The organism is Joostella sp. (genome assembly GCF_048266025.1).
Lineage (GTDB): Bacteria > Bacteroidota > Bacteroidia > Flavobacteriales > Flavobacteriaceae > Galbibacter > Galbibacter atrarenae.
The window spans coordinates 617,614-639,279 of the sequence record NZ_JBLXAF010000001.1 but is presented as its reverse complement, the minus strand read 5'-3'; the positions used below and the strand labels follow the sequence as shown (position 1 = coordinate 639,279).

The window sequence follows — 21,666 nt, the reverse complement described above, 5'->3', positions numbered from 1 at the left end:
AATGGCAGAAACCAATAATAAAACACCCTTGAATTTGAAAAACATACTTTGTCACAAATATTCACTAAATTTGTGACAATAAATCAAAGTAAAAACTCTGTAAATGCCTCATGATAAGATAGAAAATAGAGTATTGAAATCTTCCAAAGGAACTTTTTTTTTCGCTGAAGATTTTGCTAACTACACTTCGTCGGACAATATCCGCCAAAGCTTATCGCGCTTGGAAAAAGATGGGGTTTTGGTTCGTGTGGCACAAGGCATCTATCTAAAACCAAAAAAAAGTGAGCTAATTGGTGTTATATATCCAAGTTTAGAAGAAATTGCAAAACAAATTGCGAAAAGAGATAAGGCTCGTATAGCTCCAACAGGTGTTTTTGCCCTATACAGTTTAGGACTTACCACACAAATTCCTTTAAGAGTAGTGTATCTAACAGATGGATCTCAACGCAAAATTAAAATCGGAAATAGCGTTATTAAATTTAAAAAAACAGTACCTAAAACTTTTGCAATAAAAAACGAATTGTTACAACTTATAGTGCAAGCTTGCAAAGAGATTGGGCAAAAAAATATTACAGATCGTCATAAAGAACAACTTCAACCCAAGGTACAACAACTACCAAATAATGTATTGGAAAAAGAATTGAGGTTCGCTCCCGTATGGATTCAAAAATTAATAAAACAACTCCATAAACCTTCGAGCCATGTGGATTGATTTATCTCCTGAACAACAAGAACAAACATTACAACAAGTAAGTACAGCAACAGGATTGCCTACGTATGTAATTGAAAAAGATTGGTGGGTATGTGTTACGCTACGTGCTATTTTTCAATCTAAATATGCAGATGCTATTATTTTTAAAGGGGGTACTTCTTTAAGCAAAGCTTACCAATTAATAGAACGATTTTCTGAAGATATCGATTTAATCATAGATAGACATTTATTGGGTTTTAATGAATTGAAGTCAAAAACTCAAATAAAAAAATTACGAAAAGCTTCGGGTAGTTTTATTATCAATGAATTTAGAGAAGAATTGATAAAACAATTGGATGCATTAGGGGTAAATCGCGATTTGTATAAAATAAATTATAATGAAAAAGTTGATGATACCAGCGATCCCAATACATTAGAGATTTATTATCAATCCATAGTTTCAGCAACAAATAACTACATACAGCCTAGAGTTTTATTAGAGCTTGGTGCTCGCTCACTTACAGAACCAAGCGAAGCAAAACCTATAGTTTCATTTATAGATAAACAATTACATACTTTGCCGTTTACCCAAAAATCTTTTGATGTTCAAGTGGTTTTGCCATCACGAACATTTATCGAGAAAGTATTGTTGTTACACGAAGAATTTTCTAAACCCGTAGACAAAATTAGAACCGATCGTTTAACAAGGCACTTGTATGATATAGAAAAGTTAGTGGACACCGGTTTTGGTAAAGCTGCTTTACAAGATGAACAATTATTTAAAACTATTGTAGAGCACAGAAAGCACGTAACACCATTACGTGGAATAGACTATGCAAACCACCATAAAGGTAGATTAAGCATTATGCCACCAGAAGAAATTGAAAAATTATGGGAACAAGACTATAAAACAATGCAGGAAAACATGATTGTGGGAAAAAGCTTGTCTTGGAATAAATTATTAGAAAGAATAAAGGATATTGAAAACGGATTTAACAACGTATGAAATTCACCGAAGCCAAATTAGAGGAAGCATTTACTGAGTTATTAAGTAATGAGGGTTATCCACATTTTTTGGGTAATAGCATAAATCGTATTCCTGAAGAAGTATTAATTGAGGAAGATTTAATTGAATTTTTATTAACTCAATACACAAAGGAAGGCTTAACGCTAACGGAAGCTAAATCTATAGTGTTGCAATTAAAAACCTTACCTTCTTCTGATTTATATGAAACCAATAAGAAAATAATCCAATGGCTTACCGATGGCTTTAGCTTTAAGCGAGAAGATCGAAACCAAAAAGATATATGGATTTATCTAATTGATTATTCTGACAGAAGCAATAACACATATAAGTTCGTTAACCAACTTGAAATAATAGGTACAGAAAAACGTATCCCAGATGGTATAATATATATCAATGGAATTCCTGTTGTTGTATTTGAATTCAAAACCGCAATTCAAGAAAATTGCACCATTCATAATGCTTATACTCAATTAACTACTCGCTATAAAAGAGATATCCCAGAGCTTTTTAAATACAATGCGTTTTGTGTAATTAGTGATGGAGTAAACAACAAAGCTGGATCATTTTTTGCTCCGTATGAGTTTTTCTATGCGTGGCGTAGAGTTTCTGGTTCTGCTCAGGATGTAGATGGTATTGACAGCATGTTTACTCTTATTCAAGGAATGCTTAATCAAGATAGATTGAGCGATATTATTCAAAACTTTATTTACATTCCTGATAGTTCTAAAAAAGACGAAAAAATCGTATGTCGTTATCCACAGTATTACGCCGTAAATGCTTTATATGATAATATCAAAAAGGCGCAAAAACCCAACGGGGATGGAAAAGGAGGAACATACTTTGGTGCAACTGGTAGTGGTAAAAGTTATACGATGCTTTATCTTACTCGGGTACTTATGAAAAGTAAGTACTTTGAAAACCCTACAATAGTACTTATTACAGACCGAACAGATTTAGATGATCAACTTTCAGGACAGTTTACCAATGCAAAAACATTCATTGGCGATAATACTATTACAAGTGTTGAAAGCAGAGCAGAGCTAAGATCCTTATTACAAGGTCGCGCCAGCGGTGGTGTGTTTTTAACAACTATTCATAAGTTTACAGAGGATGTTGAACTGTTGTCTGATCGTACCAATGTAATTTGTATTTCTGATGAAGCTCACCGAAGTCAAACTAACTTAGACCAAAAAGTAAAAGTAACAGAGACAGGTGTGAAAAAGTCATATGGCTTTGCTAAGTATTTACATGATTCTTTACCTAACGCAACATATGTTGGTTTTACAGGCACGCCAGTAGATGCTACTTTGGATGTGTTTGGAAAAGTTGTCGATACCTATACTATGACTGAATCGGTAATAGATGAAATTACGGTTCGTATTGTATATGAGGGTAGAGCTGCAAAAATTGCCTTACAGAATGCTGAATTAGAGAAAATAGAAAAGTATTATGAAGAAGCTGCTGAAGCTGGTGCAAATGAATATCAGATAGAAGAAAGCAAAAAACAATCTGCAAATATGAATGCCATTCTTGGCGATCCAAACAGATTAAAAGAATTAGCAGCCGATTTTGTACAGCATTACGAAAATAGAGTTTCAGAGGGTGCAACAGTAAAAGGAAAAGCAATGTTTGTTAGCAGTTCTCGTAACATTGCCTATGAGTTTTATAAAAATGTAATTGAACTCAGACCTGAATGGAATGAAGTTAAAGTTGCTGAAGACGGAGCTGTTTTAACGGACAAGGACAAGAAAGAAATCAAACCCATGGAGCGGATCAAAATGATTATGACACGAGGGAAAGATGATCCAAAGGAATTATACAATTTATTAGGGAATAAAGAATACCGCAAAGAATTAGATAGACAGTTTAAAAACGAAAAATCTAATTTTAAAATAGCCATTGTCGTTGACATGTGGTTAACTGGTTTTGATGTTCCTTTTTTAGACACCATATACATAGATAAACCTATTCAACAACATAACTTAATACAAACGATTTCTCGTGTAAATCGTAAGTTTAAAGGGAAGAATAAAGGTTTAGTTGTCGATTATATTGGTATTAAGAAACAAATGAATTTAGCCCTTAAAAAGTATTCTGAGAGTGAAAGTGATAACTTTGAAGACATACAACAGTCGTTAGTAGTGGTTAGGAATCATTTAGACCTATTAGCCAAACTCTTACATAAATTTGATAACTCAAAATATTTCAATGGTAGTGCATTAGAGCAATTGAATTCACTTAATATGGCAGCAGAGTTTGTTCAGCTTACTAAAGATATGGAAACTCGATTTATGGGTTTAGTAAAGCGTTTAAAAGCAGCCTATGATATTTGCGCAGGAAGTGAAGAATTAACGCAACAAGAGAGAGATTACACGCATTTTTATTTAGCAGTTCGTTCTATTGTGTTTAAACTTACCAAGGGTGATGCTCCAGATACAGCCCAAATGAATGCTAAAGTAAGGGATATGATTAAAAATGCCTTACAAAGCGACGGAGTAGATGAAATATTTAAAATGGGTGATGGTACTGAAAAAGAACAAGACCTATTTGATGAAGATTACTTAGCTAAAATTGACAAAATCAAACTACCTAATACAAAAATTAAATTATTACAGCAGCTACTGGCAAAGGCCATAGGTGAAATGAAAAAGGTCAATAAGGTAAAAGGTGTTGATTTTACCAAAAAAATGGAGTCCCTGGTTCAAAAGTACAATCAGCGTGATGAAAATGATATTCTAAGAAGTGAAGTGTACGAAGATATGGCGGAACAGTTAACTAATTTAATTTGGGACGTATATAAAGAGTTTAAAGCAGGGGATAATTTGGGGATTGATTTTGAAGAAAAGGCATTCTACGACATACTAAAAGAGCTTTGTGTAAAATATGACTTCTCATACCCAGAAGATAAATTAATTGATCTCGCACGTGCTGTAAAAGGTTTGGTTGATGGTCAAGCTAAGTTTCCAGATTGGAATAAAAGAAATGATATTAAATCCGCATTAAAAGTAGGTTTAATTCTTCTATTAGATGAGCATGGTTATCCGCCAGTAGAACGTGATGAAGTTTATAAAGAAATCTTTGAGCAAGCCGAAAATTTCAAGAAGTATAGTCAAAATTGATTTATCTCTGATACTCTTTTTAAACTATGAAAAGTAAATTTCACCCCCTTGTTCAAAAAACCAAAGATGAAATTCATACATGTTCTCTATCATGATACTAATCCGAATTAGTTGTACCTAGAAATTGAATTATAAACAATGAGCAACTATTTAATTTCTAGCAATTCATTGGCTCGTTTAGTATAAGTATCCTCATGCTCGAACCTAATAAAGCAATTTGGGTTGATTTTTTTATTTTGGACTAATTGAATGATTTCATATATTCGATGTGGTCCGTGCTCTTTGCCTTTTGATGCATAATATGCTATTGTATTTAAGTTAATTTCTGCTTGAGTATAATTATTAATTCTATAATCTTTTTCTAGAACTTCATTTTTTTTATCATATTCATCTTTAGAGATAATACCATTCGCATACAAATCTTTTAATCTACCTTTTTTACTGATATACTCTTCTTTTTTGAGGAGCTTATTGTTATAGTGCTGTTTTTCTTTGTTGATTTGATCCTTTTTAGATGTATATTCACTAGCAGTCAATAGTCCTTCTTTATAGCTATCTTCGACAATTTTTAACTTTTTTTCAAGTATGCTACTACTTGTTGTTTTAGAATCATTTGTATGTGCTGAAGAAATACTTTTTTTTAATCTTTCTTTTGGATCTGAACCATATTTATTTTCACCTACTGTTCCGTCGATAAAAAACAATAATATATATGCAAATTGAATTATAGGAATAAATAGTAAAATAACTAACCAACCTGATAAATTAATATCTTTTAATCTTCCAATGCTTATAAGCATACTTATTATTATAATTACTAAACAAATAAACCATAAGAAATGAAGGTCTTCTTCTGTTTTAATTTTATAATTAAAATAAAGAAGTGCTGAAATAAAGGTCAAAAGTAAAGACGTCATTATAAATGTACGTCTTCTAATTCTACCAATCATATTAAAAGGTATTTAGGTTACTTTGGTAAATATAAAGCTTTCGTTACTATCACAAATGTGGAATTCCATAATGTTCATTAGTTGTTTTTTGATATTTTTTTGAATATTATACTATAACAATAGTTCACTTGCCTGATCTAGTAAAGAGCTGTCAAGTTCCTTTAAATAAGCTTTTGTAGTTGCCAAATCTTGGTGTCCCATTGATTCGCTTATAATATCTGTAGAAACGCCTTTTTCCTTTAAACAATTAGCATAACTATGTCTTGCGACATAGCTTGTAATTGGCTTGTCAATTTTACAGATTTTGGCAATTTCTTTAAGATCTTTATTATATTTTTTTAAAACTTTTTTCTTTCTATTTTCTAACTGTTGAGGGGTTAGGTCTTCTTTTAAAAGAATAGGGAATAGATATTTGTTTATTTTTCTATATTTATAATGAGCAATAATATCTTGAACTGGAGGTAGTATTTTTACAATAAAATTGCCATTAGTTTTCGAACGTATATAGTATATCCGATCATCAGATATATCCTCAAACCGTAGTTTCATCATATCAGCAAAATTCATACCTCTAGTGTAAAAGCTAAATACGAAGTAATTTCTACTGTTTACTAAGTGCGGATGATTAGAGAGGTCAACATTAATTATTTTTTGAACATCCTTTATTCCTAAAGCTCGCTTTATTCCCTTTCCTTTTAATCGCGATATTTTATACTTACTAAAGGGATAATTCACTTTTTTTTCAATTCCTCTTTCAATAGCTTTATTATAGAGCGCACGAATTTCTCGCATTTTTACTCCGATACCACCGTCAGTCCCTCCTCTTGATCTTAAGAAGGCTTCATACTTTGAAAGAAACGCAGGAGTTATGTCGTTAAAAGATAAATCATTAGACTTATTATTAAACAGCTTTACGGAGTTATACGTGTCTTGATAAGCTCTTGCATTCCCCATTCTTCCTGCTAATTCCATTTCTTTAATTAGTTCATCCCATAGTATGAAAACATTTTTATTAAGAGGATTCGTATTGACCCTTAGCTCTTTTTCAAAATCATCCAGTGTATAAAACTCTTTGTTTAGGTCTAAATCACCTAATATTTTGGCGGCTCTATTTTCAAAACCACTGAGGAATTCATTATGCTTTAGGTGATCTTTTTTCTTTGAATTAAATCTACCTTCATTTTTATTCCATTCCTTTGTACTGGCATTATAAATTGTTTTAAAAAATTTAGATTTTCTATCCTTAGTGACTCTCAAACAGATAGGATACTTACCATCAGAGAGTTGTGTTTTTCTTAATACAGTTTTTATACTAGCCATATTCTTTTATTATCAGTACAACATATGTACAACATTTGAAGGAATAAATGTAATTAAAAGAAACTTTAAGAAAAATATTATTTTTTAACTACCTGATTTTCAAATCAAAAGAAGTTATAAGTAAATAAAAGAAAATTATTTTCACTGACTCATAATCAGGGGGTCCATGGTTCGAGCCCATGTGGGACCACAATTACACAAAAGCCTTACATTTCTGTGAGGCTTTTGTTGTTTTTAGGGTTCCAATAAGTTATTTTTAGGAGCTATATTTAATCAATCCCAAAAGAATAATCTTATCCAAAAACAGCAGCTTCATCTTTAAAAACATTTTCATTTTCAGAAAAATCCAATGTTTCGGCTTCTTTAATATAGGTTAGAATTTCATTAACTCCTTTTTCAAGACTTAATTCTGTAGAGTACTTTCTGCTGGTAGCCAACACAAGGCCATTTTTAGAGAGTCTAAAAAAATGTTTTCGGGAGGGAGTGCTCTTTTTTGTAAAAGTAAATTGCTCGATATGTTCTCTGATTGCAGCTATTATTAATTCGCAATCTGATTTTTGCTTACAACCAATGCTAGTAAAAATAGTTTTACCTCTTCTCGAAGTAAATACAAATTTATAATCTCCATTAGATCGTTTGCTAATCACGAACATTCCCATATATAAGCTGTAGTTTTTTAAGATTCTTAATTTTTTCCGAGCTACAAATCTAATTTATTCTCATGGAATCCCATTGATGTTTTTAAAAAGGATATAAAAAACACTGGATTGAGGTTTTCCGTAAGGAATGCCGATAAAGGAAATTTACTTTTGCCCTAAATAATTTTAAATAAACAAAAATGAATTTTAGAAATCTATCTATTTTATCAATGTCAATAGCCTTTTTTATGGTTGGTTGTAGTGATTCAGCTTCTGATGAATTTGAAGAAGTTAATGGAGATGTAAAAGTGAAACTATTAAAATCTATTTCTACATTTTCACCTAAAGATGAATATTACAACAGAAATATTACAATAGGTTATGATGCAGATGGTCGTGTTTCTACTGTTTCTAACGGAGAAGAAAGTAGCATTTTTGTTTATGAAAATGGTAGTTTATCTGACATTACTGGAGGAGGTAGTGATGCTTTTGATGTAAATGAACTTTATAAGTCACCTTATGACGCTTTTGAAGTAGCAACTGTAGAAGAGTATGATGAAAATAAGAATCCAAAAATAGTATCATTTATAGAAGAAGAGTATAATTACAATACTCAAGATTATACTTATGAGCAATATACTGCTGAAATAACTTATGACGATGTTCCAAACCCTTATTTCTATACATTAGAAGCGGCAGGATTTGTTGAGGCTATGGATAAAGTTCAGCTTAATCTTAGTATGAGTCCACAAGCTTCAGAAGTTGTAGCAGCAAGAACTCTTTTTCCAAATAATAACCCTACAAGAATTACTTATAAAAATGAGAATAATGAGATAATATACATATATAATGCTGAATATGACTATGATGAGGATAGGTATCCATTATCAGCAGATATTACTACTTCAGATGCTAAAGAAGGGGAAACTAATACATATAAAGTAATATACACCTATAAAGACTAACCAAGCAATGATGCATTAACCAACGAAGCCGTTCTAGAGTAACTTTAGAGCGGCTTTTTCTATTTGCTTACTTTTCTAATAATGGAGTCACATATTTTTTATAGATATATTCCGTAACAGGCTTAAGGTGCTTTTTGGTAATAGGATGCTGCCCGTAATAAGAGAAATATTCAATAGAATTATCATTCATTTTGCAATAGTATGATTCTCCTATTTTCACATCTGCAGGAGAGATTTTACGTTGCTTTTTATACAAAGCCTTATTGTAAATAATAATCTGATTAGGAGTTTCAGCTTCACTAATGTCACAAGAAACGATTTCATAATTTACTTTTTTCCAACTCATGCATTTCTCTGTTTCAGAACTAAAAACTAATGTATAAGAGAGTCCTATAAATAATAATATCACTAAAGAAATAAGTGTTATTCGTTCAAGTTTATTCACTCTTATTTTCTTTGGTGGAACTACAATATCGGTCTCGCTTACAAATTCTTCATAATTATCATATCCAATATAGCGAGCCATAACAGATAACAACTCTGGCTTTAAAGTAGCTGATCTGCTCGTGTCTTTTAAAATATAGATGTTATAAATAGTAGTTAGTGTTTTTACTGAAATAGAATGATGGAAATCGTCTGAGAAAGTTGCCGCTAGATGTGTTGCTTGCCCATTTTTGGTATCACTACCGCTTTTGGATTTTGCTTTATCAAAAACACGCATTATAAGTTCTTCATGTGGACTCTTCATAATTGTATTAAGTTCAGGTCTTTAAAAGTAAAAATATTTAGACAAAGAGTGGACATTTTTGTCGGACATTCTTTTCCGTGTTTTGTCCACAATTAAACAGTAAGTCCACGCTTAATTTGCCTGTAAGAAAAGTGGAGGTTATGTATAGCTAACATAACTAAAGCGCATCAACTTTTCTTACGGGAATCCACAATGTGAGAAATAGAGTAGCTGGGAAGAAACTATTTAGTATCGCATTTGGATTTCTACTTCCCAAAAAGCAAAGGAGTTTCTCCTTAACCATTCTAGTTGCTGAAAAATGATATCTGCAAGAGCGGACAGCAGCACTATTGTTTAATTTTTAAAACATTAAATCATGAAAAAAATATTTTTAATACTTACCATTATTTCTTTAAATGCCGTTTTACAGTCTTGTACAAAAGAGAGCGTAGCAACTACAGATGCACTTTATAATGAACAAGGTTCTACTGGAGAAGATGCTGAAATTAATGCAGATCCAGATAAGCCTGATGAACCTGAAACACCAACAAAGAACGACTAATTTTAAGAATCATACTTCGGATGTAATTATAAGGAATGACAAAAAGGTAGCTGAGCATAAAACCTTAATCAAATTATGTTTCTAAGTGCGATAAATTTTTAATTTTGGGGAATGAAAAAGCTACTAGTTTCATTCCCTTTTTTCTTTTTTATAAGTTATTGTTTTATCAGTTGTGATAAAAAAGTGACTACACATGAATTTCCTAAAAAAGACAGTCTCTATAGTAAATTTGAAGAGGTAAACATCTTAAAAAAGAGCTCTTTAAATAGTGCGCTTCAATTGAATAAAAAATTACTCGAAGATGTTCGTGATTATGATAATTCTCTGGAAGCTGATTTATTAATGCAAAGAGCTTCTCTTTTTCGTAAAACAAATTTAGATAGCACTACTTACTACACTGAGAAATTACTTCAGCTTCAGCAAAAAAGAAAAGATAGCTTAGCTATTGCAGATGCTTATTTCCGACTAGGATTTTATTTCAGAAAGAATAATAAAATCGATAAATCGCTAGCTGCTTATTATAATTCTATAAAAACTTATGAAAGCGTAAAAGATACTATTGAAGCAGGTATGAAATTATTAAACCTTACTAATCTTTTAAATGCAATTGGTAACTATAATGAGGCAGAACAGACTGGTGTTAGAGCATTACAATATTTGGAGAATACTAAGAATAGAAAGTATGTAGCAGGAATTTATAATGCTCTTGCTATAGCATCAAAAAAGCAAAAAATATATGGAGATGCCCTCCATTGGTATAATAAAGCTTTAAATGTGGCAAGCGATTCTATTACAAAGTCAAAAGTAGAAAATAACATAGCGGTTGTATATACAGAGCAAGGAGCTTATAAAAAGGCGTATAAATTGTTAGATGAATTATCTAAGCAAGACATTATTGAAGATGAAGATAATTTAGAACTGAAAGCAAGAAATATAGATAATAAGGCCAATGTAGCTAGTTTTTTAGAGTATCCTGATGCAGAAGAAGGTTTAAAAAAGGCGCTTGAAATCAGGAGAGATATTAATGACGCTTCTGGGCAAGCAACTAGTTATTTGCATCTATCTAATCATTACTTAAAGAATAATCAAATACATAAAGCATCTTCCATGGCATTGTTGGGGTTTAAATTAGCGCAGCAAACAAAAAGTAATGAAGATACTATGGAGGCCTTGTCTTTGTTGATAGCCTCATCAAATAATCCTAGGACATATGCTATGGTTTACAAGAAGCTAAACGATAGTATAACAACTTCTCAAGGCCGATTAAAAAATACATTTGCAAAAATTAGATACGAAAGTGATAAAAATCGAGAAGAAAATTTAAAGCTCCTTAATGAGGCTAAAATTAATCAGCTCCGTATAGAAAAGCAGCATAATAACAATATAGCTTTGGGAGTTGTTATTGTTATAATAGTCATAGCTAGCTATATTTTTTATTTGCTTTTAAGAGCTAAACACCAACGGGAAAAGGCAGATCAAGCTTACCAAACAGAAATGCTGATTTCTAAAAAAGTACACGATGAGCTTGCTAATGATATGTTTAATATTATTGCTTATACCGAGAATTCTACTTTAGAAAATAAGACAAAGGATGATATTCTTTATCAATTAGAAGGAGTTTACGAGAAAACCAGAAATATAGCTCGGGATAATGCAAGGTTAGATATCGATGAGCAATTTTCAGAAAAAATTATAGGACTCATAAATAGTTATCGAAATGATACTGTGAATATATTAAATCGTGGTTTATCGAGAATTGTTTGGGAAGAAGTTCCTACCTATAAAAAGAGAGTGATTTATAGATCACTGCAAGAGCTTTTAGTAAATATGAAAAAGCATAGTAAAGCATCTGTTGTAGTGTTAAATTTCACTTCTGAAAAAAAAGATATACAAATTTCTTATTCTGATAATGGTTGTGGAGTCGACCTTACGAGAGATTTTGTGACGAATGGATTGGTAAATGTGGAAAACCGTATTGATGGCATTAAAGGAAGTTTTACTTTTGACTCATCACTTGGAAAAGGATTTAAAGCAAACATAACAATACCAGTTTAATCAATGTTTAAAAAAGTACTTATTGCAGAAGATATTGATAGTATTAACTTAGGGTTGGTAAATACTTTGAGAGCGTTTTATGATTTTGAAATAGATCATGCTAAATATTGTGATGATGCTTTTTTAAAGATAAAAAGCGGATTGCTAAACAATACACCTTATGATCTTTTGATTACGGACCTTTCTTTTAAGCAAGACCATAGAGAATCCTTAATCGATTCTGGAGAGCGGCTGGCAGCAAAAGTAAAATTGGAGCAGCCAGACATTTCCGTAATTATATACTCTGTGGAAGACAGACCGCAATTAATAAAATCTTTCTTTGATACTATTTTAATTGATGGCTATGTGTGTAAGGGGAGAAATAGCACTAAAGAAATGGTTACTGCTATAGAAAGCGTGTATAATAATGAAAAGTTTGTTTCTTCAGATTTAGAATATGCTATCAAAGAAACTCAGAATTTAGAGATTGAAGATTATGATATTCTATTACTAGAAGCGCTATCTCAAGGGAATTCTCAAGAAGATATTAGAAAGAAATTTATAAATGAAAATATAAAACCATGTAGCCTGAGTGCTATTGAAAAACGTATAAGTGGTTTAAGAATTTCGTTTAAAGCTAAAAATTCTACTCATTTGGTTGCTATTTCTAAAGATTTGGGAATCATATAAGGTATTGGTTTTTAATAACATTGAAAGATATATTTAGATTATTTTGGCTAAATATTTTGAGGAGAAAAGGGTCCTTACGGTTTTCCGTAAGGATTTTTTTATTAGAAAACTTAGCTTCGCCAGCTCTAATTTAAAACCCTAACTATTATGAAAAAAGCGGGAATAGCAATGCTATTATTCTCCATTTTATGCTCTAGTTGTGCTTTGCATAACGGACTTACCTCAAACACAAACAATACAACTACAGAAGTGGTATTATCAAAAAACAATTTTAAAGTAATTGGTAATGCGAAAGGATACTCTCGAGTTACCTATATTCTAGGAATTGGGGGGCTTTCTAAACAAGGAATGATTAATGAAGCCAAAGCTGAGATGTTTGAAAATGCAGATACAGAAGGAGCTTCTCGTGCTGTTATAAACCAAACTGTAGAGTTAAAACACACTGCTTTTCCGTTTGTAAGAACATACGAAGTTTTTGCATCAGGTCAAGTAATTGAATTTACTGGTAACTAAAACTTGTTTCGGTACTGTTTCTTAAAGGCTGTCTAAAAACATGTTTTATTACATTTTTTGGATGGCCTTTGCTTTTTTAGACTGATAAAATAATAATTAAGACTTATGAAGACTTTTTGGATAATAATAACCTGCTCATTATATATATTTCTGAGCCTTTCTAGTGTATTTTCAACAGAGAGATCAGTTTTTATATGTAATGGAAATTACAGTAAAAAATACCATTATACTAAAACATGTAGAGGTTTGTCAAACTGCTCTAAGGCAATAGAAAAAGTGACGTTAGATGTAGCTATTCAAAAGAAAAGAACTCTTTGTGGATGGGAAGATTAAATGTTTTACATATCCGAACAATACATATTTTACATTTTAACTTAAAAAATTGTATTTTGACTAATAAAACGTAAAAAGAAAAAGATTTTATTCAATCTTTAAGGCGGATTTAACCTTATGAAGATGAAACGTATATGAACATACGTTCATAAATACTATGAAATTTCTGCTTGCCAATATTACCGTTTTATTCTTACTGTTCTCAACGAGCTTGTTTGCGCAAAATAGGGCCTTAAAAAAGGCTAATAAATCTTATGAGCAACTAGATTATGTAAAGGCGGCAAAGATTTATGAAGGAATTGCAGACAATGGGTATAATTCGCCAGAATTATATAAAAAATTAGGAGACACCTATTATTATATGGGCGATTCCAAAAGGGCGATGCAATGGTACGAGAAGTTAGTAAATTCAGACAGCATTCTTGAGTCAGTATATTACTACAGGTATTCCCTTTCTTTAAAAGCAAATGAATATTATGAGCAGGCTAATATTGTTTTAAAAGACTTGCATAAGAAGTATCCAGAAGATATTAGAGGTATTTTATACAGTAAAAATCCTGAGTATTTAAATGCCATTTATAAAGATGCCGTTAAATATAAAGTAGCTCTTGTAAATTTTAATTCTCCTTATGAAGATTATGCGCCTTCTATTTATAAAAACAAAATAGTTTTTACTTCTGCCCGAGACACAGGATTTTTAGCTAAAAATATACAACGGTGGAATTATAAACCTTTTACAGACCTATATATTGCAGATCCTAAAAGTGGAAATAAAGCAATTAAGTTCTCCAAAAACATCAATTCTAAATTCAATGAGTCGGCTGCTATTTTTATAGAGAAAGATAGAAAGGTATATTTTACAAGAAGTAATTCAGAAAAAAATAAACTTATAAAGGGAGATGATAAAATAAATAGACTTCAATTATATCAGGCAGCTATAAATGCAGATGGTAATTGGGAGAACATAAATAAATTACCTTTTAATAGCAATCAATATTCTGTGGCAAACCCTGCAATAACACCAGACGGTAGAACATTATTTTTCGCTTCAGATATGCCAGGAACAAAAGGAATGTCAGATTTATATGCCGTTTCCATTCTTGAAGATGGCTCGTATACAGAACCTATAAACCTAGGAGATAAAATTAATACAGAAGCTCGTGAGAGTTTCCCTTTTATTGGTAAAAATGGAATTCTTTATTTCTCTAGTGATGGACACCCAGGTTTGGGAGGCTTCGATATATTTTCTGTAGAAATAGACTCTAATTTAGAGATTGGAAAAATCACAAACTTAGGGTCGAGTATCAATTCTTCTCAAGACGATTTTAGTATCTCTATCGCAGAAAACGAGAACATTGGTTATTTTGCATCTACAAAAAACGGAAATAGCAATATTTATAAATTCACTGAAAATTGTGTTACAGAAGTTGCTGGAACTGTTAAGAATCAGAAAGGAGAACTTTTACAAAATGTTTTTGTTACGCTATTGGTAAACGGAATGTCTGTGGCAACTACAAATACAGATGTTTCGGGAGCTTACCGATTTAAAGATTACATTTCTTGTGAGAAAGAAGTTACGCTTCAAATAGAAAAAGAGGGTTATATCCCTATAACAGAAACCGATGTTGATACGGCTAAAAACATATTTAATTACACATTAACTTCGCAAAGTTTAGATGAATTACTAACGTTAAAAGAGATTTACTTCGATTTCGACAAGAGTACAATCAAAGAATCAGCTAAAATAGAACTCGATAAAATAGCAGCGTATTTAAAAAATCATTCTGATTATAAGCTAGAAATAGCTGCATTTACAGACCGTATTGGGAACGAAAATTATAATTTACAACTCTCCAAAAGAAGAGCGCAGGCAACAGCTGCTTATATTGTTTCTCAAGGAATTTCTACCAGTAGAATCACTGCCGTTGGAAAAGGGGAGGCACAACTTTCAAACGACTGCTTTAGCAACGGCCCTTGTAGCAAGTCATCTTATAAGTTAAATCGTAGGTCAGAATTTAAAATTTCTAAATAACGATAAGTGTTTTTATGGCATGCCCCTTTGGGTCGCGCTTTCGCTACTCGCTTCCAGACACGTTGTTTTCTGGAGAGCTCAAACATACCGCTCAATCCCTCATGCTAATTTAAGTTAGAAATAGCACGATATTCATTATTCTCATCATTAACGGTTTTCAAGAAATCAAGCATTTCATTGGTAAGCAACAACTGATTCTGTTTCTCCCAGAAAACAGAATTATAAGGATATTTCAGCTTAAAAATATCTTTCTTAACCGACGCATTCTTTTTGATGTTTAATTCTTTGAAATTGTCTTGAGTAGTTAAAATATACGAACAACTATATATGTCCTTTTTTGAAGTTTCTATGTTTATAACCTCTAAAACTGCTTCCACTTTGGCGTTTTTCAAAAAATACTTTTTATTGGTTGCCTGCTCAAAAAAAGCATTAATTTTCATAAAGTTAGTTCTGTATCTATATGGACCAGATTTTTCGTAGTCAACAGAGTCTCTTTCTAAAACCAAATAATTCTCTAAAATAGCATTGTTTTCAGTATTAATTTTTAAATAACCACTGTTATTGCTGTTGGTTGCCTTGACAATAGAGTCTTTAACAGTAAACTCCACAATGCTTACGGTGTCATTTATAACCCCCGATTTAACATCGTATTTGTCTTTTTTCAGTGGAGCGTGAAGGATACACCAATCTAAGATTTTTGTGAAATCGCCTAACATAAACTCTATATCCTCTTCTTTAATCCCTGCTTTTCGCATATTAGAAAGCTCTACCTCGTAATTTCTTCTAGGCATAGAATGTTCTTTGGTAGCAAAGAGTTGTTTTCGTTTCAACTTACCTGTAAGATCTTGGAGTTTTAAAACGGAATCGTTTTTCTTTAAAAAAGCGCGCAATGTAAAACGCTCTTCATAAGGGAAAAATGGATAATTGCTTTCTATGCTCTTAACTATCCTGCTATAAACATCATTCTTTTTGGTCAATACGACTGCATCTAAAACAATAGTTTCTTCAACTAAAAAGATGTTTTCTTTATTATAAAGTTTATTAAAAGTTGTCCGCAGAGGTTTATATCCAAGGTGTTTTATAAAAACCGAATCTCCTTCAGAAGTAAATAAAAAGGAACCGTCGGCATTGGTAGACGTGTAATTATAGTGGTTATATACATCTACGAATTCTAAAGGAGCCTTCGTGGCGCTATCCAATATTACAGCCTGGAGTTGGTTTTGAGCAAATAATACTTCAGAAATCAATACAAAAAATAGAAATAAGCGCATACTCAGTTGTTTAAAACTAAAATACCGATTTTTTCTATTTAATGAAGAATAATTATTTCTGTAATCTCATTAATTGAGATACATATTAATTAATAGTGTAAAGTAATATTTGTCATGCCTTATAAAATGTATCTAAAAGCATTCCTGCTAACAATCAATGTTGTAACTTAAGTGTGTGATAGAGAAATTGTATCTTTATACATTCTTAAAACAAAAAGTTATGGGAGTATTAGAATTAAGAGAAGAGCTCCAAAAATATATAGAAGAAGGAGATAAAAATCTCTTGGACGTTTTATATAAAACAGCAAAATCATATATAGAGCAAAATCAACTTGATGAGATGATTGTAGAAGGTGAAGATGACATTGCATCTAATCGTGTGCATAGTCAGGGTGATGTTCAAAAAATGATTGAAGACTGGACTAAAGAATGAAGTCTGTTGTTTGGTCTCTAAGGGCCATTAAAGATTTAGAAAAAATAACAAAATTCTATATCGGTATATATGGGCGTGGTAAAGCAAGGGAAATAGCTACTGAACTACGTAAAAGCACGGAGATATTGCAAAATAATAATGTAGATACTTTAAAAATAGGTGCAGTAGATGAAACTTTTACGCACCTAAAGTTCGATTATCGTAAACTTATAAGTCACCATTGTAAGATAACTTACAGGGAAGGGAACACTCATATTTATATAGTTAGAGTTTTTGATACGAGACAACATCCAAGAAAGAATAAATAATAGAGTCTAAATTGGTGTGTATATTTAATAAGAATGAATATAAAACGCTTATTTCTGTAATCCCATTAATCGAGATACATATTTCCCAATCACATCAAATTCAAGGTTTACTTCATCTCCAATTTTATAATTCTTAAAACGGGTATGTTCAAAAGTATAAGGAATTATTGCAACGCTAAATTCATCGGTTTTAGAATCTACAACTGTGAGGCTAGTGCCGTCTATAGTTATGGAGCCTTTTTCTATGGTCACATTATTTTTAGAAGTATCGTAGGTAAAAGTAAATCTCCAGCTACCATTCTCTTGAGAGATATTTTTACAAATCCCAGTTTGGTCAACATGGCCTTGTACAATATGTCCGTCGAGGCGTGTTCCCATTTTCATGGCACGCTCCAAATTGATTTCATCGCCAATAGCAAGTTTACCGATAGCAGTTTTGTCTAGGGTTTCTTTAATAGCAGTAACTGTATATTCATTGCCATTAATAGCAATTACAGTAAGACATACACCATTATGAGCTACACTTTGGTCTATTTTTAGTTCGTTTGTAATTGTACTCCTTATAGTAAGGTGTAAATTATCTGCTTCTTGTACAATATTTGTAACTCGTGCCAACTCTTCTATAATTCCCGTAAACATTTGTATATTTATTAATTAAATTTGCATGTATTCCTTATAGTCGAATACAATTAAACAAACCTACTAAAGATAACGATAATCCGCAATAGGTGTTTTATAAACTAATTGTTACAAGTACAAAGCAAGCAAAATGAAAGCAGATAACAGCATAAGAGTAGGAATTTCCATTGGAGATTTAAATGGTATAGGTTGCGAAGTAATTCTTAAAACTTTTGAAGATAGTAGAATGTTAGAATTTTGTACGCCTGTAATTTTTGGTTCTACAAAGGTTATAAACTACCAGCGTAAAATGCTTAAAATGGAGCTGGCATATAATGGTATAGATACTGTTAATAAAGCAGTAGAAGGGAAAATAAATGTTGTTAATGTTTGGAAGGAAACCCCAAATATAGAGCCAGGTAAAGAAACAGAAGAAGGTGGGAAATATGCGTTTTTATCATTAAAAGCAGCTGTCGAAGCTTTAAAAAATGATGAAATAGATGTATTGGTTACAGCGCCTATTAATAAACACAACATACAATCGGAAGAGTTTAATTTCCCAGGGCATACAGATTATTTAGCCAAAGAACTAGAAGGAGAAGCGTTAATGTTTATGGTAACGGATACTCTAAAAGTAGGCTTGTTAACAGACCATGTTCCAGTAAAAGACGTCAGTAAAAAAATCACAGCTAGGTTAGTAGAAACAAAAGTCAGTAAGATTTACAACTCTTTAGTGCAAGATTTTAAAGTGCGTAAACCGAAAATTGCTGTTTTAGGGATAAATCCACATACGGGAGATAACGGAGTAATAGGAAAAGAAGATGATGAGGTTTTACGTCCAGCTATTACCAAAATTAACGATACAGGGAAATTGGTTTATGGGCCATATGCTGCCGATAGCTTTTTTGGTTCAGGTCAGCACTTTAATTTTGATGCTATTTTAGCTTCTTACCACGACCAAGGTCTTATTCCTTTTAAAACACTTTCTTTTGGTAAAGGAGTAAATTATACTGCTGGACTTTCTAAAGTGAGAACATCACCAGATCATGGAACTGCTTTTGAAATAGCAGGAAAGGGAGAAGCAAATCATAAATCGTTTGAAGAGGCTGTGTTCACGGCAATAACTATCTTTAAAAATAGAGAAGAATATAAGGAGTTAACAGCAAATCCATTAAAAAAGATAAGTAGAAAAACTCCAGACAGGAACTAGTTGCTTTTAAGTGAGTTTTTAAAACAATTATTTTGATAAATAATTGTAAGAAAACCAATTATTAAAAAGGATGTATGTAAATTACAGTCCTATTTTAAGATGACATTTATATCAGCCAATCACCTCTAAACGCTAGTGTTTTCTAGTGTTCTAAAAGGGAATGAGCTATAGCGTTGAGAGAAATAATAGTTATAAACAAAAAAAAGTTAATAACATTATTATCATAAATAAAAATTTATATCTTTGCACCCGCCTTATACTTGAGGTATAGGCTTTTAAAACTGATGTTCAAAATGAAGAAATTAAAGGAGTTTGACATTCCTTTTATAGGATTAAAGGAAGGGAAACACCAGTTCAACTTTGAAATAGACAAAAAGTTCTTTGATGCTTTTGAGTTTGAAGATTTTAATGATGCAGCAGTAGCTGTTAAATTTACTTTAGACAAAAAGAGTAATATGTTGGAATTAACCTTTAAAGCAAATGGGTCTGTAAATGTTTATTGTGATTTATCCAATGAGCCTTACGATCAAGAAGTAAAAGGGAAATTGCATCTGTTGGTTCAGTTTGGAGAAGAGTATAATGATGATAATGAAGAGATCCTTATTATACCACATTCAGAACATCAAATAAATGTAGCACAATACATTTATGAGATGATTGTACTTTCGGTTCCTAATAAAAGGATTCATCCGGGAGTAGAAGACGGAACATTGGCAACAGAGACTTTAAAGAAACTGGAAGCGTTTCAACCAAAAGAAGAAAAAGAAAGTAACGACGGAGAAACAGATCCAAGATGGGATCAATTGAAAAAACTATTAACGGATAAATAATATTTAAAATGGCACATCCTAAAAGAAGACAGTCCAGCACAAGAAGAGATAAAAGAAGAACGCATTACAAAGCTACTACTCCTCAGATCGCTACAGACCCTACAACGGGTGAAGCACACGTGTATCACAGAGCTCACTGGCATGAAGGTAAACTTTATTACAGAGGTCAAGTTCTTATTGATAACACTGTAGAAGAAGTAGCGTAAAGCAAAATTTTAGTAAAAAGTTAAAACTCTCACAGAAGTGAGAGTTTTTTTATTCAAAATTTTTCTATAAGTCAAAAACACCCTATTTTGCACCACTATTTGATCGAAAATTAGTAGTTTTGATTAATTTTCATCGAATTTTGCACGTTTTTGATAAAAACTAAGCGAATTATGAATAGACCTAAAGCAGCTATTACAGCTGTAGGAGCATATGTGCCCGATTATATATTAACAAATAAGGAACTAGAAACCTTAGTTGATACAAATGATGAATGGATAACCTCCAGAACAGGAATTAAAGAAAGGCGCATTTTAAAAGAAGAAGGACAGGGAACTTCTTACTTGGCTATAAAAGCTGCGGAAGACCTGCTTAGAAAAAGTGGAGTTGATGCTAATGAGATTGACATGGTAATTGTAGGAACTGCAACTCCAGATCAGCCTGTATCTGCTACTGCTGCATTTGTAGCTTCAGAAATAGGAGCTGTAAATGCTTTTTCTTATGATTTGCAAGCAGCTTGTTCTAGTTTTTTGTTTGGAATGTCTACAGCGGCAAGCTACATTGAAAGCGGACGCTATAAAAAGGTTCTTCTTATTGGAGCTGATAAAATGTCTTCAATAATAGATTATGAAGACAGAGCAACTTGTATTATATTTGGTGATGGTGCTGGAGCAGTACTTTTTGAACCAAATGAAGAAGGACTCGGATTACAAGATGAATATTTGAGAAGTGACGGTATCGGAAGAGATTTCTTAAGAATCGAAGCAGGAGGCTCTCGCCTTCCTACAAACGAAGAGACCGTGAAAAATAAGCAACATTTTGTCTACCAAGACGGAAAAACAGTATTTAAATTTGCCGTTTCTAATATGGCAGATGTTGCAGAAAAAATAATGACCCGCAATAACCTTACTAAAGAAGACGTACAATGGTTAGTACCGCATCAAGCTAATAAGCGTATTATCGATGCTACTGCTAATCGTGTAGATTTAGACCCCTCTAAAGTAATGGTTAATATTCAAAACTATGGTAATACAACTTCGGCTACATTACCTTTGTTGCTTAGAGATTACGAAAAGCAGCTTAAAAAAGGTGATAACTTAGTATTTGCAGCCTTTGGAGGTGGATTTACCTGGGGGTCCATTTATTTAAAATGGGCATATAACTCATAATAATAAACTCAAAACTAACAAA

The 21,666-nt window shown here is 32.0% G+C and carries 21 protein-coding genes; 15 read left to right on the top strand and 6 right to left on the bottom strand.

Annotated features, from left to right (window positions below; all coding sequences use genetic code 11):
- The first annotated feature begins 103 nt into the window (after positions 1–103).
- The 3 genes from ACN0TY_RS02735 to ACN0TY_RS02725 are packed head-to-tail and all read left to right on the top strand — an operon-like array spanning position 104 to position 4,837.
- Complete coding sequence (locus tag ACN0TY_RS02735) at positions 104–712, top strand: DUF6088 family protein (RefSeq protein WP_417443269.1); 609 nt, start codon at positions 104–106, stop codon at positions 710–712.
- Positions 702–1,697, top strand: coding sequence for a nucleotidyl transferase AbiEii/AbiGii toxin family protein (locus ACN0TY_RS02730; RefSeq protein ID WP_417443268.1), 996 nt, complete (start codon positions 702–704; stop codon positions 1,695–1,697). Before ACN0TY_RS02735 ends, ACN0TY_RS02730 begins: the two co-directional genes overlap by 11 nt.
- Positions 1,694–4,837, top strand: a complete 3,144-nt coding sequence (locus ACN0TY_RS02725; protein ID WP_417443267.1) for a type I restriction endonuclease subunit R — start codon at positions 1,694–1,696, stop codon at positions 4,835–4,837. Before ACN0TY_RS02730 ends, ACN0TY_RS02725 begins: the two co-directional genes overlap by 4 nt.
- A 146-nt stretch (positions 4,838–4,983) precedes the next feature.
- Here the strand turns inward: ACN0TY_RS02725 and ACN0TY_RS02720 are convergent, their stop codons facing one another.
- From ACN0TY_RS02720 to ACN0TY_RS02710, 3 genes are all read right to left on the bottom strand, one after another.
- Positions 4,984–5,787: a DUF805 domain-containing protein gene (locus ACN0TY_RS02720; RefSeq protein WP_417443266.1), complete on the bottom strand. Its 804-nt coding sequence runs from the start codon at positions 5,785–5,787 to the stop codon at positions 4,984–4,986.
- Positions 5,788–5,898: 111 nt separating this feature from the next.
- On the bottom strand, positions 5,899–7,107 hold the full coding sequence (locus ACN0TY_RS02715; protein WP_417443265.1) for a site-specific integrase: 1,209 nt from the start codon (positions 7,105–7,107) through the stop codon (positions 5,899–5,901).
- A gap of 293 nt (positions 7,108–7,400) precedes the next feature.
- Positions 7,401–7,766, bottom strand: coding sequence for a YegP family protein (locus ACN0TY_RS02710; RefSeq protein ID WP_236957524.1), 366 nt, complete (start codon positions 7,764–7,766; stop codon positions 7,401–7,403).
- Between the two features lie 179 nt (positions 7,767–7,945).
- On the opposite strand from ACN0TY_RS02710, the gene ACN0TY_RS02705 reads away from it, so the two are divergent.
- Positions 7,946–8,710, top strand: a complete 765-nt coding sequence (locus ACN0TY_RS02705; protein WP_417443264.1) for a hypothetical protein — start codon at positions 7,946–7,948, stop codon at positions 8,708–8,710.
- Between the two features lie 67 nt (positions 8,711–8,777).
- Here ACN0TY_RS02705 and ACN0TY_RS02700 read toward each other — a convergent pair whose 3' ends face one another.
- Positions 8,778–9,458, bottom strand: a complete 681-nt coding sequence (locus ACN0TY_RS02700) for a hypothetical protein (protein WP_417443263.1) — start codon at positions 9,456–9,458, stop codon at positions 8,778–8,780.
- 355 nt (positions 9,459–9,813) lie between these two features.
- Between ACN0TY_RS02700 and ACN0TY_RS02695 the strand changes: the two genes are divergently transcribed.
- The 5 genes from ACN0TY_RS02695 (at position 9,814) to ACN0TY_RS02675 (ending at position 15,601) form a co-directional block, all read left to right on the top strand.
- Positions 9,814–9,999 carry a hypothetical protein gene (locus ACN0TY_RS02695; RefSeq protein WP_417443262.1) on the top strand — a complete coding sequence of 62 codons (186 nt, stop codon included), beginning with the start codon at positions 9,814–9,816 and terminating at the stop codon, positions 9,997–9,999.
- A 111-nt stretch (positions 10,000–10,110) separates the two neighbouring features.
- Entirely contained in the window at positions 10,111–12,054 is a 1,944-nt protein-coding gene (locus ACN0TY_RS02690; protein ID WP_417443261.1) for a hypothetical protein, read from the top strand.
- Between the two features lie 3 nt (positions 12,055–12,057).
- Positions 12,058–12,723 (top strand): response regulator, encoded by a 666-nt coding sequence (locus ACN0TY_RS02685; protein ID WP_417443260.1) that lies wholly within the window; start codon positions 12,058–12,060, stop codon positions 12,721–12,723.
- Positions 12,724–12,870: 147 nt separating this feature from the next.
- The gene (locus ACN0TY_RS02680) at positions 12,871–13,236 is read left to right on the top strand and encodes a DUF6567 family protein (protein ID WP_236957518.1); all 366 of its coding nucleotides are present in this window, start codon (positions 12,871–12,873) and stop codon (positions 13,234–13,236) included.
- Positions 13,237–13,726: 490 nt separating this feature from the next.
- Positions 13,727–15,601, top strand: a complete 1,875-nt coding sequence (locus ACN0TY_RS02675) for an OmpA family protein (RefSeq protein ID WP_417443259.1) — start codon at positions 13,727–13,729, stop codon at positions 15,599–15,601.
- A gap of 104 nt (positions 15,602–15,705) precedes the next feature.
- On the opposite strand, the gene ACN0TY_RS02670 is transcribed toward ACN0TY_RS02675, so the two are convergent.
- Positions 15,706–16,872, bottom strand: coding sequence for a hypothetical protein (locus tag ACN0TY_RS02670; RefSeq protein WP_417443258.1), 1,167 nt, complete (start codon positions 16,870–16,872; stop codon positions 15,706–15,708).
- 220 nt (positions 16,873–17,092) lie between these two features.
- On the opposite strand from ACN0TY_RS02670, the gene ACN0TY_RS02665 reads away from it, so the two are divergent.
- Positions 17,093–17,305: a hypothetical protein gene (locus tag ACN0TY_RS02665; RefSeq protein WP_417443257.1), complete on the top strand. Its 213-nt coding sequence runs from the start codon at positions 17,093–17,095 to the stop codon at positions 17,303–17,305.
- The gene (locus ACN0TY_RS02660; protein ID WP_417443256.1) at positions 17,302–17,613 is read left to right on the top strand and encodes a type II toxin-antitoxin system RelE/ParE family toxin; all 312 of its coding nucleotides are present in this window, start codon (positions 17,302–17,304) and stop codon (positions 17,611–17,613) included. The genes ACN0TY_RS02665 and ACN0TY_RS02660 overlap by 4 nt, the downstream gene beginning before the upstream one ends.
- Positions 17,614–17,661: 48 nt before the next feature.
- Here ACN0TY_RS02660 and ACN0TY_RS02655 read toward each other — a convergent pair whose 3' ends face one another.
- Entirely contained in the window at positions 17,662–18,252 is a 591-nt protein-coding gene (locus ACN0TY_RS02655; protein WP_417443255.1) for a riboflavin synthase, read from the bottom strand.
- 130 nt (positions 18,253–18,382) lie between these two features.
- On the opposite strand from ACN0TY_RS02655, the gene pdxA reads away from it, so the two are divergent.
- From pdxA to ACN0TY_RS02635, 4 genes are all read left to right on the top strand, one after another.
- Positions 18,383–19,441: a 4-hydroxythreonine-4-phosphate dehydrogenase PdxA gene (gene pdxA / locus ACN0TY_RS02650; RefSeq protein ID WP_417443254.1), complete on the top strand. Its 1,059-nt coding sequence runs from the start codon at positions 18,383–18,385 to the stop codon at positions 19,439–19,441.
- A gap of 293 nt (positions 19,442–19,734) precedes the next feature.
- Entirely contained in the window at positions 19,735–20,271 is a 537-nt protein-coding gene (locus ACN0TY_RS02645) for a YceD family protein (protein ID WP_236957511.1), read from the top strand.
- Positions 20,272–20,279: 8 nt separating this feature from the next.
- The gene (gene rpmF / locus ACN0TY_RS02640; protein WP_236957510.1) at positions 20,280–20,477 is read left to right on the top strand and encodes a 50S ribosomal protein L32; all 198 of its coding nucleotides are present in this window, start codon (positions 20,280–20,282) and stop codon (positions 20,475–20,477) included.
- A gap of 171 nt (positions 20,478–20,648) precedes the next feature.
- Positions 20,649–21,644, top strand: a complete 996-nt coding sequence (locus ACN0TY_RS02635; RefSeq protein ID WP_236957509.1) for a beta-ketoacyl-ACP synthase III — start codon at positions 20,649–20,651, stop codon at positions 21,642–21,644.
- The last annotated feature ends 22 nt before the right edge of the window (positions 21,645–21,666 follow it).